At 58.7% G+C, this 15,382-nt stretch carries 14 protein-coding genes; 11 read left to right on the forward strand and 3 right to left on the reverse strand.

The window, feature by feature from the left end; all coding sequences use genetic code 11:
- Positions 1-307: 307 nt before the first annotated feature.
- Entirely contained in the window at positions 308-1,189 is an 882-nt protein-coding gene (locus BRAGE_RS0109980) for a Ku protein (RefSeq protein ID WP_231164065.1), read from the reverse strand.
- Positions 1,190-1,239: 50 nt separating this feature from the next.
- Positions 1,240-1,719 carry a DUF2267 domain-containing protein gene (locus BRAGE_RS0109985; RefSeq protein WP_199820257.1) on the reverse strand — a complete coding sequence of 160 codons (480 nt, stop codon included), beginning with the start codon at positions 1,717-1,719 and terminating at the stop codon, positions 1,240-1,242.
- Positions 1,720-2,276: 557 nt separating this feature from the next.
- Between BRAGE_RS0109985 and BRAGE_RS0109990 the strand changes: the two genes are divergently transcribed.
- From BRAGE_RS0109990 to BRAGE_RS0110010, 5 genes are all read left to right on the forward strand, one after another.
- Positions 2,277-2,837 (forward strand): type 1 glutamine amidotransferase domain-containing protein, encoded by a 561-nt coding sequence (locus BRAGE_RS0109990; RefSeq protein WP_027563640.1) that lies wholly within the window; start codon positions 2,277-2,279, stop codon positions 2,835-2,837.
- A 101-nt stretch (positions 2,838-2,938) separates the two neighbouring features.
- Positions 2,939-3,292 carry a PCC domain-containing protein gene (locus tag BRAGE_RS0109995; RefSeq protein WP_084334880.1) on the forward strand — a complete coding sequence of 118 codons (354 nt, stop codon included), beginning with the start codon at positions 2,939-2,941 and terminating at the stop codon, positions 3,290-3,292.
- A gap of 340 nt (positions 3,293-3,632) precedes the next feature.
- Positions 3,633-3,983 carry a DUF5335 domain-containing protein gene (locus BRAGE_RS0110000; protein WP_027563642.1) on the forward strand — a complete coding sequence of 117 codons (351 nt, stop codon included), beginning with the start codon at positions 3,633-3,635 and terminating at the stop codon, positions 3,981-3,983.
- A gap of 440 nt (positions 3,984-4,423) precedes the next feature.
- Positions 4,424-4,849 (forward strand): DUF3775 domain-containing protein, encoded by a 426-nt coding sequence (locus BRAGE_RS0110005; RefSeq protein ID WP_027563643.1) that lies wholly within the window; start codon positions 4,424-4,426, stop codon positions 4,847-4,849.
- Between the two features lie 580 nt (positions 4,850-5,429).
- Positions 5,430-6,287: an SDR family oxidoreductase gene (locus tag BRAGE_RS0110010; RefSeq protein WP_027563644.1), complete on the forward strand. Its 858-nt coding sequence runs from the start codon at positions 5,430-5,432 to the stop codon at positions 6,285-6,287.
- Positions 6,288-6,444: 157 nt separating this feature from the next.
- Here BRAGE_RS0110010 and BRAGE_RS0110020 read toward each other — a convergent pair whose 3' ends face one another.
- Positions 6,445-7,491: a zinc-dependent alcohol dehydrogenase family protein gene (locus tag BRAGE_RS0110020; RefSeq protein ID WP_027563645.1), complete on the reverse strand. Its 1,047-nt coding sequence runs from the start codon at positions 7,489-7,491 to the stop codon at positions 6,445-6,447.
- A gap of 897 nt (positions 7,492-8,388) precedes the next feature.
- Between BRAGE_RS0110020 and BRAGE_RS0110025 the strand changes: the two genes are divergently transcribed.
- The 6 genes from BRAGE_RS0110025 to zwf all read left to right on the forward strand — a co-directional run bounded on the left by BRAGE_RS0110025 (position 8,389) and on the right by zwf (position 15,286).
- Positions 8,389-9,318 carry a lactate/malate family dehydrogenase gene (locus tag BRAGE_RS0110025; RefSeq protein WP_027563646.1) on the forward strand — a complete coding sequence of 310 codons (930 nt, stop codon included), beginning with the start codon at positions 8,389-8,391 and terminating at the stop codon, positions 9,316-9,318.
- 523 nt (positions 9,319-9,841) lie between these two features.
- Entirely contained in the window at positions 9,842-10,330 is a 489-nt protein-coding gene (locus tag BRAGE_RS0110030; RefSeq protein WP_231164064.1) for a DUF1931 family protein, read from the forward strand.
- A gap of 62 nt (positions 10,331-10,392) precedes the next feature.
- Positions 10,393-11,208, forward strand: coding sequence for a universal stress protein (locus tag BRAGE_RS0110035; protein WP_027563648.1), 816 nt, complete (start codon positions 10,393-10,395; stop codon positions 11,206-11,208).
- 37 nt (positions 11,209-11,245) lie between these two features.
- Entirely contained in the window at positions 11,246-12,988 is a 1,743-nt protein-coding gene (locus tag BRAGE_RS48240) for an FAD-dependent oxidoreductase (protein WP_051377776.1), read from the forward strand.
- A 265-nt stretch (positions 12,989-13,253) separates the two neighbouring features.
- Positions 13,254-13,706, forward strand: coding sequence for a hypothetical protein (locus tag BRAGE_RS48245; protein WP_051377778.1), 453 nt, complete (start codon positions 13,254-13,256; stop codon positions 13,704-13,706).
- A 71-nt stretch (positions 13,707-13,777) separates the two neighbouring features.
- Positions 13,778-15,286 carry a glucose-6-phosphate dehydrogenase gene (zwf, locus tag BRAGE_RS0110050; protein WP_027563649.1) on the forward strand — a complete coding sequence of 503 codons (1,509 nt, stop codon included), beginning with the start codon at positions 13,778-13,780 and terminating at the stop codon, positions 15,284-15,286.
- Positions 15,287-15,382: the final 96 nt, after the last annotated feature.

Consider the following 15,382-nt stretch of genomic DNA (forward strand, 5'->3'; position numbering starts at 1 on the left):
AGTCTGCCATGCGCCATCGATCAAAGCCACACCGTTTTGAAGACCAGCTAGCGGTAGCAAAGGAGCGGCTGCAACAAGAGGTCGCGAAGCTGCCTGCTGGCTCCGAAAGGGATCTATTGGTCAGGAAACTCAGCCAGGTTGATACAGCTGAACGCATGAATGCGTGGCTATCATCGCCGGGTTTGTCGACGCCGACACGGGTTCCGCGGGCGAGCGGAACGCGGAAAAATGCGCCGAAGCGATAGATTGCAGGATTGGTCATCGGAGACGATGCTAAGTGCCCTCGCAGGTATCGCTGCGACGCCAATTAGCTTGCCTTCCTGGCCCGCATCGACGATCGTTTCGCCGCGACTTGCTTGGATCTCCTAGTGACACGCTGATGATGTGTTAAAGGCGTGCTGCGGTCACCTGCCGCGCTCTGGCGCAATGCCTCCATCAGGTCAATAACCTCAGCCGAGGGCCGCTCCTTCGGTTTGTCGATCTTTCCGCCGCGTTGTTTCCTCTTGATTAACGCTCGTAGGGCTCGCTCGTAGTGATCCTCAAATTGTTCGGGATGAAAGTGACCAGCCTTCATCGCGAGTATTTTTCTCCCTAGCTCAAGCATTTCTCTCGGTACTCTCTCCTCTGGCAGATCACCGAAATAATCCCTCTCGTCCCGGATTTCATAGGGATATCGCAGCGTCACGCCCACCAGGCCCTTGCCACGCGGCTCAATCGCCATCACATGTTCGCGCGTAGTGAGCACCACTCTGCCGAGCGCCACCATACCCTCTTTCCTGATTGCTTCTCTGATGACCCCGTACGCCTGCCGGCCGATTTCCCCCGCCGGGGTCATGTAGTAGGGACGGCTCAAATAGAGATCGTCAATCTCGTTTCGTGGCACGAACTGGTCGATCTCGATTGTATGCGTCCCTTCGATCCCGATCGTCTTGAGCTCATCCTCGGTGAGGGCGACATATTGCCCCCCACCGACTTCGTAGCCCATGACGATGTCTTGCGGGTCTACCTGCTTGCCGGTCTCAGCATCAAGCTTGCAGTATTTGATACGGTGCCCGGTCTTCTTGTTGATCAGATGAAATCGGACCTTCTCGCGGTCAGAGATCGCCGGAAACAGCTGGATCGGACACGATACTAGCGATACACGCAGATAGCCCTTCCAGTAAGGACGTGGGGCCATCAGCTTCTCCATTCGCTAATCTATCGTGTCGGCCAGTTGCAACGAGTTTCTGCCTCGGCTGCCTACTTTGCGACAGGGCCAGCCCAGGCCAGTGGCCAAAGTGCGCGGATCTCCTTCGGTAGCGACTGAACTACGTGACCAATTTCTCCTGCGGAGACATGGTTCTCAAGGGTCTGGAAGACGGCACGCACAGCGTCTTCGCGGTTGATGAGCGCCGTGTTCGGGAGGCGCGTGTCAATCAAGGCTAGGAATTCGTCCCTCGACCGAATCTTTTCCGGCTTCCCGGCAGGACGCCATGCCTCGTAGTAGATACCGCGTATTAGCATCGGGAATTGCTCGCCGAGATGGGCCGCCTCATCGATTGTCAAGCGGTCGCGCAGGCAATGCAGCACCGCTCGCAATGCCTGATAGGCCTCGTGACGATCGGTACCTAGCATCTCTCCAATTTCTTTGAGCCACGTGTTCGTCTTGTGAAGCGTTTCGTCAAACACCTCTAGGCCGGTCAAGCTCATGATCACACCTTCCGGATTGAATGCGGACATTCCAAGTGCGGGTCGAGCCCGAGTGGTCGGTCACGACCCCCAAGATTGTTAAGATTTTGCGGCGCGACCGCCTAGGCCGCCTTGATGGGCGTCAATTCGGAACATTCGTCCAGGCCGTGAGCACGTGCGCAGTGATGGCCTTGCAAAGAGTTCTAGGTCTCGCCCGGCCTGCCTCTCCATAAGCGACGCAGGCAATGTTCAAGCACGGATACACAGGTGCATTATTTTTACCCTCAATTGACAAGTATCAGCATTGTCGTTCGGAATTTAGAATCGGGTTGGCTGGAGTACTTGAGGGGAGTGGACGATAAGCCGCCGCGGGGGACCCACTGGAACGATGTCCATGCGCAACCAAACTCGGGCGACCGCTGGTTTTGTGCTCGACGCACAATGGGATAGCATCTATCTCGGCCATCGAAAGGGTGATGATCTGGCCACTGCCAGGACAGTCGATCGCTTCGTACCGCAATCAGATAGAAAATTTGACGTTTGAAGCCGCAGGAACGACAGGGCGCAAAGCCGATTGATAGGGAGGCTCTTCTGAAGGAGTTTCCCTGATGGATCTGAAAGGCAAGAAGATCGCGATCTTGGCGACCCATGGCTTCGAGCAATCCGAACTTGAAGTACCTCGCGACCGTTTGAAGAAAGCGGGTGCAACCGTCGAGGTAATTTCGTTGGCTACCGGCGAGATCAAGGGGTGGGACATGAAGGACTGGGGTCGGCCGGTGAAGGTCGACAAGTCGCTGGATCAAGTCTCATCGTCGGACTACGACGCCCTCGTGCTACCGGGCGGGCAGATCAATCCCGACCTGCTCCGGGTCGAACCGAAAGCCCTCAAGTTCATCAAGGAGATTTTCGACGCCCAGAAGATCGTCGCCGCGGTCTGCCACGCACCGTGGCTGTTGATCGAGACCGGGATCGCGAAGGGACGGATGATGACGTCCTACAAGTCGATCAAGACCGACGTCATCAATGCCGGTGCGAAATGGGAGGACTCCCAGGTCGTGGTCGATCAGGGCGTGATCACCTCGCGCAACCCCGGAGACCTCGAAGCGTTCAGCGCGAAGATCATCGAGGAGGTCAAGGAAGGCCGCCACGTCAGGCGGAACGTAGCCTAGCCACCGTGTGTCGGCCGTTGTGGTGCAATAGTGGCCGAAGCGGGGGCGACCTCGTCTCGCCGGGGCCGCTTGCGCCCGCTGTGAAATCGCAGGAGTCACCAATGACAACGGTCCGAAAGATACGAATTCACCGCCATGGCGAGAACGACGTCGTTCGGGCCGATCAACTGAGCAGTCGCAGCCGGACGTTAGACCCAAACGCGCTCGACAAGCGCAATGCTGTCAACGAGCAATGCGAAGTCCTTAGCCTGATCGGCGACGTGGCGCAGAGCGATAGCGGCAAGGCCAGCCTCCACCTTCACGCAGTGCTTGGTCTGCGGGTTGGCTCGGTGCGCGGTGGTCACTTTCTGTCAGGTTCAGTGCGGCCGACGCTGGAAGTCACGATCAACGAAACAGTCAAGCATATGCGGCGGAAAAAGCGCCCCGATCTCGGGATCGCTCTCCTCAATCTCTGAGCGGGAGGATGAATCAGCCATTAATTCATTGCATTTTTGTCAGCGATCGAGGGTTTGATCGCACTTTGACTTCAGTCGTTGCTGATGCGAAAGAAATTAGTGAGGTACTGAGATCTTGAGCCGCACTCACAAGCGTCCAGTTGCGCAAAAACGGAAGTTTCACCATCTGAGGCGTCTTTCGTCGAAGACGGCGTCGAACTTTGCTATCGCGCGATAGATAACAAGCATTGTGTTGGCAGGGCAAATTTCGTGGAAAATTGATCGTTGTCAGCGCGTAGAAACGGGCTGTCGGTTACTGGCGTCGGGAATCCGGCGGAATCTAACTCGGAGACTCCGAACAATGGCAAAGAAGCTCGAAAAATCGCAATGGAGCGTCTATTTCGATCTCATTTCAAAAGCGCTGGGCAGCAAACGTGCCGAGATCGAGGTGGCGTCGCTTGAGCTCGGTGATCAGATCGAGGCGCATTGGCTACCGTTCTTTGGGATTTCCTATGATCCAAAGGACGACCTAATCTCGCTCGTGCTGGAAGGACATGACCATCTGGTCCACAAACCCAGAGAAATATACATCGAAGGCGAAGGTCTGGAGCTGTCCAGCCTCGAGGTTATCGACGCGGACGGCGTGCGTCAGATCGTCGTCCTCAGAGATCCACTGATGCTGCCGGCGCCATCTGGGGTGAGGGCGGGCTGATCTTCCACCAATTCAAAGAAATAAACGAATGCTCATGCTTTGGAGCGCGCAGAAATGCCGCGATCATCCAATCGGACGTCTGCTCGCGATGAAGCCCGGACGCGCTCCAACAGGAGTAGCATATGCTCAGGCGCTATAGTTTCAAACGGTTCTTTGCACAAGCGCAGTTCAGAACGGATGCCGCAGCGATAGCCCGATTCAGCCGCATCCGGAATCATCAGTTCGGGAGCGATCGAGGGCCCCCGACAGTGCTGCAAGACGAAGACAGCTCCGACCTCAGGCCTTCAACTCCACGAACCTGTCAATCGATCGCAATAGCTGATTGGCGGAACGTGCCGCTCGGGCGGGCCGGCAAGCGGCGCATTTCCGCGGTATGGCGCCATGGATCATCTCGTGGTCCGGCACGTTGATCGAAACGCCCGCAACTAAGGGAGCAAGCGATGTCCGAGCTAGCCGTTTCACGCGAAAAGGTCAGCTTTCTGATCGAAAAAGCGCATGAGTTTGATGTCAAGGACCTACCCGCCGATGAGGAGTCCGGATCGAATCCTACTGATGATGCTGAAGTCGACGTTTTGCAGGACGATGGTTGCGACGCTATCGCTGCCGAGATGGCGAGCTTCATCAGGGCCTTGAACGAGGACGAACAGATCGACCTCGTCGCGTTGATGTGGCTCGGACGGGGCGATGGGACGATCGACGAGTGGGAGGATCTGCGTAGCCAGGCGGCTGAACGGCGGAACGGATACCGCAACCCGCGTTGGGAGACCGTGCGTTATCTGCTCGGCGAGCCGCTGTTGGGCGATTTCCTGGCCGAGGGCCTCGACAAGTTCGGAATATCCTGGGTCGATGAGGCGCCCAAGCCCTGATAGGCACATTCGACAGCCGAATGGGTATGACGCGATGATGGATCCGGTGCCGGTACGCCGACGGCAGAGGTGAAGGAAATACGTGATAGGGATCAACTTCCTTTGCCCACGAAAGCCGAAGGATACACTAGCGATGTTGACGAGCGTCAAGGTTCAATTTGGCGCGTATTTAGTAGATTGGCGCGGGAATAGCCGAACGTGGCCGAGCTCAGTTTTTCAGCTTCGGCGGTATACAGGATTAGCCGACGCCGGGTACATTCACGGTGGCCGAGAGGAGCGTCGTGAAATTAGCTCAACCTCATCGAACAAGCCCTTGAATTGGAAACGCGGAAATCCGCGCTCTTGGCCCAGCCGAGAGCGGGACCGGAGACCAAATCAGAACCCATCAGCGCGTACGTACTATGACAAGTGCACCCGGACATTTTATCGACGAGGGATGACACTTCGAGAGGCGAGAGTGGGAAGCGCCATTGAAAAGCCAACGCGCTCTCGATGCCTTGAAAATCAGAGGCGCGCCCGCCGATCAAAAAGAGACTTGCGCCCTATCGATGGCGGTTACGCGAAAGAGGAGATATTTATGTTGCCTGACTATCCGAAGCCGCCTTACCCCAATCAGAAACAGCCCGCACCCGGTTGGACCGCCAAGATGGACCCGCGTCCGGATCATGGCGAGCACAGCTACAGGGGCACAGGTAAGTTGAAAGGCATGCGGGCTGTAATCACGGGCGGCGACAGCGGCATTGGACGTGCGGTGGCAATCGCCTATGCGCGCGAAGGTGCCGACGTCCTTATCGCCTATCTAATCGAGCACGACGATGCGCAGGAGGTCAAGGTGTTGGTCGAGAACGAGGGGCGCAAGGCTATCTTGATCGCCGGCGACATTAGTGATCCCGAGCATTGCCGCTCCATCATCAAACACGCTGTCGACGAACTTGGTGGCATAGATATACTTGTCAACAATGCAGCCCATCAGGCGACATTCGAAGACATCAGCGAGATCAGTGACAGGGAATGGCAATTGACCTTTGAGGTGAATATCCATTCGATGTTCTATCTAACCAAGGCGGCGGTGCCCCACATGAAGCCCGGCAGCGCAATTATCAACACTACGTCGATCAATGCGGACGCGCCGAACCCGATCCTTCTCGCCTACGCTACCACCAAAGGGGCGATCCAAAACTTCACTGGTGGTCTTGCGCAGATGCTCGCCAAGAAGGGTATCCGCGTCAACGCGGTGGCGCCCGGACCGATCTGGACGCCGCTGATCCCATCGACCATGCCTGAGCAAGCGGTGAGGAATTTCGGCGAGCAGGTCCCAATGAAGCGGGCAGGGCAGCCTGCCGAACTTGCAACGGCTTTTGTCATGCTGGCGGACGCGCTGTCGAGCTACACTTCAGGAACAACTGTTGCGGTGACGGGCGGGAAGCCGTTTATCTGATCGCTCTCTTCGTCCATTTCATCCATTCGAGAACCTTGCCAACAAACGGCCTTCAGCCCTCGGTGGCGATTCAGTTCGCGCAGGGAACCGAACTCTTCGGCTTTTTGCGCGCCATCAATCTCGCACCGCCGTCAAGCCTGTCGACCTAGATTATCTTTCAAGCTTCGGCTACTGAGATGATGACCTTGAGAGCGTTCGTCTTGGCCGCCTCGCTGAACGTCGCATAGGCGTCCATGATCTTGTCGAGCTTGAAGTGGTGCGTGATCAGTCGCCTGGGATCGATCTTGTGTGATTGTACAGTCTTGAGCAGCATCGGCGTTGTGACGGTATCGACGAGCCTTGTCGTGATCGCGATGTTACGGTCCCAGAGGCGTTCCAGATGCAGATCGACCTTGACGCCATGGACGCCGATGTTAGCGATGACACCACCAGGTGCCACGATGTCCTCGCAAGTGTCAAAGCTTGAGGGGACGCCGACGGCTTCGATCGCGGTATCGACGCCACGACCGTCGGTCATCTTCATGATTTTCTCGACTGCCTTACCGTCCCTATTGTTTATTGTTGTCGTCGCACCGAAGCGGGACGACATTTCGAGCCGGTTGTCATCAAAGTCGATCACTATGAGTTCCGACGGTGAGTAGAATTGAGCCGTCAGCAACGCCGCAAGCCCGATCGGGCCGGCTCCGACGATCGCGATGGTCGCGCCGGGTTGAACCTTGCCGTTGAGCACGCCGCATTCGAACCCGGTGGGCACGATATCGCTCAGCATTACTAATGCTTCCTCATCCGCTCCGGCGGGGATGCGGTATAGGCTGGTTTCGGCAAAGGGAATGCGGACATACTCGGCCTGGGTGCCATCGGTCGTGTTGCCGAGGATCCAGCCCCCGTTGACACAATGCGAGTACATTCCGCGGCGGCAGTAGTCGCATTTTGCGCAGGACGAGATGCAAGACACGATCACGCGGTCACCGGCCCGAAAGGCGGTGACGGCGGCGCCGACTTCTTCGATGACACCGGTGCCTTCGTGGCCAAGGATACGGCCTGGTGTACAAGTCGGCACGTCGCCTTTGAGGATATGCAAATCTGTTCCGCAAATCGTCGTCCTGACGATCTTGACGATAGCGTCCGTTGGCGCGGCAATCTTCGGCTTTGGGCGATCCTCAAGCGCCTTCTTTCCGGGTCCGTGGTATACCAGCGCCTTCATAGCCATTCTCCTACGTTCGATTTTGCCGATCGAGTGAATCGTCTCGAGCATCAGGCGACGCCCTTGTGCCGCCGGTGCACATCCTCGCCACGCTACGCCTGGACATCGTCGCGTTTCATTGCACAGAACAGAGCAGGCGCGTGGTCAGAACCGCGCCGGGCGCTCCGATCGGACAACCGTGGGCAACGGCACCGCACTCGACCTTGACGACGTCCTGAGCGAGCCCAAGCTGCCGGTCAGGGCGATGGTGATCGAATGCAGAGGCCTCATCTCGATGCGTCCAATCTCGCCAACCCGATCGGGCGCCTGCCGGACGACAGGATGGGGCCGAGCCCCAACATGCGTAGCGAAAACTAAAGGCAGTTACTTCCTAGATGCCTTGATAGCCATCAATCGTCCGTATTATTCGGCGAGCAGGAGGGGCTGAGGGGCTGGGACTATATGCTTGTTCATCACAGGCTGTGGGATTGCGACCGAACGCGCCCAAGCCGATCGACATCACTGTCGACGGAAGACACATCGAGCCTGCGCCGACTGACATTCGAGGCGCTCGTGAGAGGACCTGTTCATTGACGATGGTCAATGCTTGAAGCCGTTGCGGAGTTCATGCTCCTTGCGAAGCCAGCAGCGAGGGAAGTTTCTATGCGGCTCGGAAAAATATGCATCGCTCCTGCGATACTATCCGGCCCGCCCGCCTCCGCCTAGGCCGGCCTGTCCGGTTTTGTTCCGTAAGCATGCGGAGATTGCATCCGCATGATGCCTGCTCAGACATTTTGATGGTCTCGATTGTTAAGTCCTCGAACGCTAACGAACGTTGCGAACCGGCGTTCACGCGATCGACAAATAATGCACTCGTGTTGGGGCATCGGTTGACGGTCTTTGGAACGCAGGTTCATCATGCAAGTCGGAATCGTTGGAGCAGGCAAGGTAGGGTGCTGCTGTGCTCTTGCCATGGTGGTACGGGGGAGTGCCCGGACAATTGTGATCGTGGACCGAACGCCTAAGCGGGCGAGGGCGGTCGCTACCGATCTTCGTTATGGAGCGCCACTATGCCCAAAGACCACCATTGTTGATGGCGACTATGAAGAGCTTGCCGATGCTCAGCTGGTTATGATTGCTGCCGGCATCAATGAAAAGGCGGGCGGCGCCACCGACCGCAGCGCTCCCCAGGGCAGGTTGCGGTTGCTCGACAAGAATGCTGAAATCTATCAAGAGATCGTACCACGCATCGTGCACGCCGCGCCTCGCGCCGTAATATTGGTCGTGACCGATCCGCCGGATCCGCTTGCCGATATCGCGCGCGCAAGCGCAAGCCATGATCGGGTGCTAAGTACCGGTACGTTTTTGGATACCTTGCGTTTCCGCGTTCATCTGGCGGCGCATTTCGGCATCGATGCCAATCAGGTAGAGGCGCAGGTGGTCGGCGAACATGGGATCTCGCAGGTATTCCTCTGGTCAACCGCCCGGATCGCCGGCGTCCCGGTCGGCGAGCTCGTCGGAATTCGTGGCCGAGTGCCTCACAGTTTGCGCAGGCAGATCGAGGCAGATGTTCGTTACGCAAATATCTCTATCATCGAAGGCAACGATGCGAGCCAGTTTGGCATTGGTATCGTTGCGTCGCGGATCGCGGAAATTGTTCTTCGCGATGAACGAGCAGTGATTCCGATCGGCAGCTATAATGACAAGTTTCGCGTCACTCTCTCACTTCCAAGCGTCGTCGGGCGCGAGGGAGTGCTTCGGATTTTCGAGCCGGAGATGTCCGTCGAGGAGCACCGGGCGCTGGAACTGGGCGCGGCTAACTTAAGGAGGTCGCTAGGTCGTCGGTAGACGGGAAGCATATTTCTACAGCGCCGGACGCGAAATGCGCCCGGCACGCCAGAGCTGATTGAAAATCAACCCGTCAGTTTGGTCCGCGGCTCTCGTGACCTGACGCCATGCCTCCACCTGCCTGCGGTGTGGATGCCGGGAGTCCAGGCGTGACCTTGGCCTTGCATCGACAGTTGCGTCTTCGGGCTTGGCGCGGCAAGCTTCGACGCGCTCACGATCAGGGCTGCACATGCGCGCTGCACGTAGTAACAGCCCGAGGGAACTCCGCACGTTGCCGGTTGGCGCGCCCGCGAGCGCGTCAACGACGGCATGACCATTCGATGCGGCGGCCTGAAAAAGACCTAGCCGGTACGGCGGTGACCCGCGCTGAAGTCCACACCACGCAACAAAGATTCGCAACTTCAAGGAATTGCTCCGTGACAAAGATCAATTTCATGTCCGTGCGAGAAAATCGCGCGAAACTGACGACCGTCAAGGGGGGGCGGCCTGCGCACGGTATCATGGGGCGAGGAGACCGCTGCCTATGATGATCGCCGCCGGGCAATCGAACCAGCCGCGCGCCAGCCATGTTATGAGCATGGCGAGATTCGAGCGATTTTTTCGGATCGTAGCCAGCCTCGATGTCGACAAGCAGGACGTCAAGCGCTACAGCGATTTCATCAACCAAAAGCTTTATGATCTCCTGCTGCGGGCCCAGGCGGTCGCCAAGGCGAACGGCCGCGTGATGCTGGAGCCATTCGACCTGCCGATCACGAAGGGATTGCAGGAATGCATCCACGAATTCGTGAGACTCGACGAAGAGATCGAGCTGAGGCCAATCCTCGACCGCCTCGCCACACACCCGCCGCTTGACCTTGCTTACGGTGAAGATGTCGAGGCTCGCCTACCGGAGATCGTGGGTGGTCTGAGCATCGCGCTCGCGCGCACGTTCAACATCATCGATTCCGGGCTAAAGAACCCATCGGGCGTTCACTGGCGAAAGTGTTTTCGTATTTTCAACCTGCTGCTGTAGCTGCACGCGAGCGACAGAGCAGCCAAACATCGCGACGCCTGTCGTCGAGCAAGGAGAGAGCGATGATCAGGGATGTAATGGTGTGGCTGGACGGCGGCGCTTCCGACGAAATACGCCTGGCAGCCGTCGCCGATATGACTCGGCGGCTCGAGACCCGCGTGGTCATTGGGTTGTATCTCAACGTTTTGCCATTGCCGGGGCCGATCGAGGGCGACCCCGTCACCGCAATCGTCGAGCATGCTCGCGAAACTGGCAATGCGGTGGAGGAGGCACTAGCCAAGCGGCTGCGAATGCTGGATCGGATGGTCGAGATCCGGCGGTTCGATGTCTTGTCTGATGACGTTGCCAAAATTGCCGCGCGAGAGGCGCGCTCCGCCGACACCTTCGTGGCGCTTCGTCCCAATGGCGCGATGGATCCGGAGCAGCTCGTCGAAGGCGTGCTGTTCGGCTCGGGCAGGAACGTATATCTCGTTCCCGAGACGGAGCGGCCGAAGATCGCCTTCGACCGCATTATGGTCGCTTGGAACGGGAGCCGAGAGGCGGCTCGTGCGCTTGCCGAAGCGATGCCGTTTCTGCACAAGGCGGAAAGAGTGTCGGTCATCGTTGCGACCAGCGAAAGGCCTACCGAGGAGGAAGCGGCGATGGGGATCGATGCCGTCAATCATCTTCGGCATCATGGAATCGAGGCTAGCCTGCATCGCATCAAATGCCGCTCAAGCGAAGTCGGGCCGCAATTGATGGCTGAGGCCGAGCGCCGGAGGGCGAACCTGATCGTCATGGGCGGATATAGTCATATGCGCCTGCGAGAGCGGCTGCTCGGCGGAGTGACCTACAGCCTGTTGCATGAAGCGCCTATCCCGCTGCTGATGGCGCACTAGGAACACCTGGCACCTTGCCCCGACAGCGAGATTGCAGATGCCGACGATTGATAGCCGCCGCGAGCAGATGTTTCCCAAGCTTGCGCCGCATGAAATCGATCGGCTTCGTCGCTTCGGCACGGTGCGGTGCTACCAAGCCGGCGAAGCACTGTTCGTAACCGGAGAAGTCGCGCCGGGCATGTGCGTGCTGATCAAGGGCTCGGTGCGCGTCGCCAGGCGCGATCCGCTAGGCCATTGCGCGCCGATTGTGGAGCAGGGACCCGGTGAATTCGTCGCTGAAGTGGGACAATTGTCAGGCCAGCCCGCCTTTGTCGATGTTCACGCCATCGACGATGTCCAAGCGCTCTTGATCCCACCGGAGAATCTACGTGCGTTGATGATTGGGGAGCCCGAACTCGGCGAACGGATCATGCAGGCTTTGATCCTCCGCCGTGTTGCGCTGGTCGAGGCCGGCGCCGGTGGTCCGGTCCTAATCGGCCCCGAATCGAACCCTGACGTTGTGCGCCTGCAAGGCTTTCTCGCCCGCAATGCGTATCCACATCAGTTGCTCGATCCAGCAAGGGACCCCGATGCGGCGAAGCTTGTCCAGCAATATGCCCCGAATCCGGCAGACCTGCCGCTTGCGGTCTGTCCGAAAGGAACAATCCTGAAAAATCCGAGCGAAGCAGAGATGGCGCGCGCGCTTGGAATGGTGCCGATCGACGACGAGAGCCGAACCTATGATGTCGCAGTCGTTGGCGCTGGCCCGGCGGGCCTTTCGACGGCGGTCTACGCCGCATCAGAGGGCTTGTCGGTCGTCGTCTTCGACGCCCGTGCCTTTGGCGGGCAAGCCGGGGCCAGCGCGCGGATCGAGAACTATCTCGGTTTTCCCGCCGGCATATCCGGCCAAGCGCTCACCGGCCGCGCATACGTCCAGGCGCAGAAATTTGGCGCGCGGATGGTGATCCCTGCGGGCATATCGCGACTGGATTCGAGCGAATCGCCGTTCACGCTGCACCTGGATGATAGGCGGCGTGTGAGGGCCTCGACAGTGGTGGTTGCGAGCGGCGCCCGCTACCGCCGCCTGAACGCGCCGAATCTGCCGAGTTTCGAGGGACGCGGCGTTTGGTATTGGGCTTCGCCGATCGAGGCACGTCTGTGCCGGGGCGAGGAGATCGTCCTGGTCGGTGGCGGAAATTCAGCGGGTCAAGCTGCCGTATTCCTGCGCAACTTCGCAAAAAAAATCTGGATGCTGGTCCGTGGACCAAGCCTCACAGACAGCATGTCGCGCTACCTGATCGACCGCATCGCGAATCTCGATAATATCGAGGTGCTGACTCACACCGAGGTCGTCGCGCTTTATGGCAGCCGGGAAGGGCAATTGGAGCGCGTACGCTGGCGCAACAGCTCAACCGGCGAGGAAACCGAGAAGCCGATCCGCCACCTCTTCCTCTTCATCGGCGCGGAGCCGGCAACGGCTTGGCTTAAGGACGCTGGGATCGCGTTGGACAGCAAGAATTTTGTGCTAACTGGATGGGACGCTCCCTCCACCGTCCGCTCGAAGGCTGGCGCTAGCCGTCCGTTGCTGCTCGAGACCAGCGTAGGCGGTGTATTCGCCGCCGGCGACGTGCGATCCGGGTCGGTCAAGCGCGTGGGTGCTGCGATCGGTGAGGGTGCCGTCGTCGGGGCGGAGCTACACATTGCGCTTGCCAACGGCCAAGTGCGAGACAAGAGTGAACAACGCGCCAGTCAAGACGCGCGCGAAACCGCAAACGCGCTTGCAGTCCCATCACAGCAGTGAACAGCGGCGATGCCGAGATGTATCACGGCCACGACTTGCGAAGTTAACCATTGCCAAGGTCGGCAGCGGTGGACTGGATACGATCCCGTCCGGACATCGCGCTGCTGCCGCGGCTTTGAGTAACTGTTCGAATGCGATCATGAAAGCCACCGTCCCCGCCGTCTCGCGATTTCAAACAAGCCACGGATATCTTGACGGCGATCAAGGGCTAGCTCGGCGGTTTGCGGCAGCATGGTCGGGTCAAGGAACCCAGCGGAGAAAATCCATGTGCGACTACAGCCTACATGCCGTTACGTCACGCCCCGCAAAGGTGGGAGAGAGTTTGGTGTCGAGCAGCTTTCGCGGCACATCGACCCGCGGCTTTGCCGCCAAAGACGAACCCACCGTCGCCGTTTGTCTGCTGCCCGGCACCGAGCTCGCATTCGAGCAGGACGTGAGATACAATCGCAACTGGTTGTTGACCAAGAGCGTGGGCTCCCGTGTCGCCCAATTCTGCGTGATCAAACCGAAAACGTCGCAGCAGCACCACGATGCCCTGCTGTTTCCCGACGGCACCATCGTTCTTGCGAATCTCCTGTCGGAAGGACAGCATGCTCGGGTGCTTCAATTGCCCGCCACCCGGGTGGCAAACAAGGTCGGGACTCGCGCTGAACACGCTCCTGTCTATGCGGCCGAGCAGGATGACTGCGTTGAAATCGAACCTGCTCAGCAGGCCTGATAAGCCTGGGGCGGATAATTGGTGTTGCGCAGAGGGCGACGTGATATCGTTAGCCCCACGGTCAGCCGCTTGTGAGAAACTTCCAGCCCCACCAGAAGCCGCAATCCTGCGCCCTTATCATCTTCGGTGTCACGGGAGACCTGACCAACCGGCTGGTGATCCCTTCGCTTTACAATCTTGCGGCAGCCGAACTGTTGCCGGAAAGATTCTGCATCGTCGGCGTCGCGCGCTGCGGCATGTCGAACGAAGCGCTGCGCGAAAGCCTAATGAAGGGCCTGCATCAGTTCGCAACCCGCCCCGTCGAAGACACGGTCGCGAAACGCCTTCTGGAATGCATCACCTCTGTCGAGGCCGATCCCGGCGACGGCCCTTCATACGATCGTCTCAAGCATCAGCTTGAACGGTTGGAAGCCGCGCACGACATCTGGGGCAATCGGCTTTTCTATTTGGCGACGCCGCCTGATGCCTTCGCGCCGATCGTGCGCCAACTCGGCCGTCTCGGCTTGTTGAAGGAGGAGCCCGGCGCCTGGCGGCGGCTCGTGATCGAAAAGCCGTTTGGAACCGATCTGGCGTCGGCGCGCGCGCTGAATGCGGAATTATTGAACATCCTCGGCGAACACCAGATCTACCGAATCGATCATTACCTTGGCAAAGAGACCGTCCAGAACATCCTGGTGCTGCGCTTCGCCAACGGAATGTTCGAGCCGATCTGGAACCGCCATCACATCGATCACGTGCAGATCATCGTGGATGAGCAGCTTGGCGTTGGCCATCGCGGTAGCTTTTATGACACGACCGGCGCGCTGCGCGACATGGTGCCGAACCATCTCTTTCAGCTGTTATCGCTGATCGCTATGGAGCCGCCGAGACATTTCGATGCCCATAACGTGCGTTCGGAAAAGGACGGGGTGCTGTCGGCGATCCAGTCCCAGAGCGAAGAGGAAGCGCTGAAAAACTCCGTGCGCGGCCAGTACACTGCCGGGAAAATCGGCGACACCGAGATTCCGGGTTACCGAGATACCCCGGACGTCAGGCCGGACAGTGCTACGGAGACTTACGTTGCGATGAAACTGAACATTGACAACTGGCGCTGGGCCGGGGTCCCCTTCTACCTGCGAACCGGCAAGGCGCTCGCTATGAAGCGCACGGAAGTGGCGATCAAATTCCGCGAAACGCCGTTTGCGATGTTTCGATGCACGCCCGTCGAGCAACTGGCTGAGAACTATCTCGTCATCGGCGTCGAGCCGAGCGAAGGCATCACGCTGCAGTTCAACACCAAGGTGCCGGGGCCAGTGATCAGGATCGACGGCGTCCAAATGAAGTTTCTCTACAAGGACTACTTCAAGTCGGAGCCTGAGACGGGATATGAGACCTTGATTTACGATTGCATGATCGGCGACAACATTCTGTTTCAACGCGCCGACGGCGTGGAGGCCGGCTGGCGGGCGGTTCAACCGCTCCTCGACGCCTGGAAACGAGTGGGCAGCAAGGGGGTGGAATTCTATCCTGCGGGGAGCGGGGGCCCTCCGGGCGCGTTTGAACTTTTGAAACGCGATGGTCGAAGCTGGCGGAAGCTCTGACGGCGGTGCGCTCGCGGAAACGGCCGCCGAGCGGTTGTGGCGAGGGATCCTGTGTTGACCGCGATACGGTGGAATCCGCTTACTGATCGCTTATCA

The organism is Bradyrhizobium genosp. SA-4 str. CB756, from assembly GCF_000473125.1.
Classification (GTDB): domain Bacteria; phylum Pseudomonadota; class Alphaproteobacteria; order Rhizobiales; family Xanthobacteraceae; genus Bradyrhizobium; species Bradyrhizobium arachidis.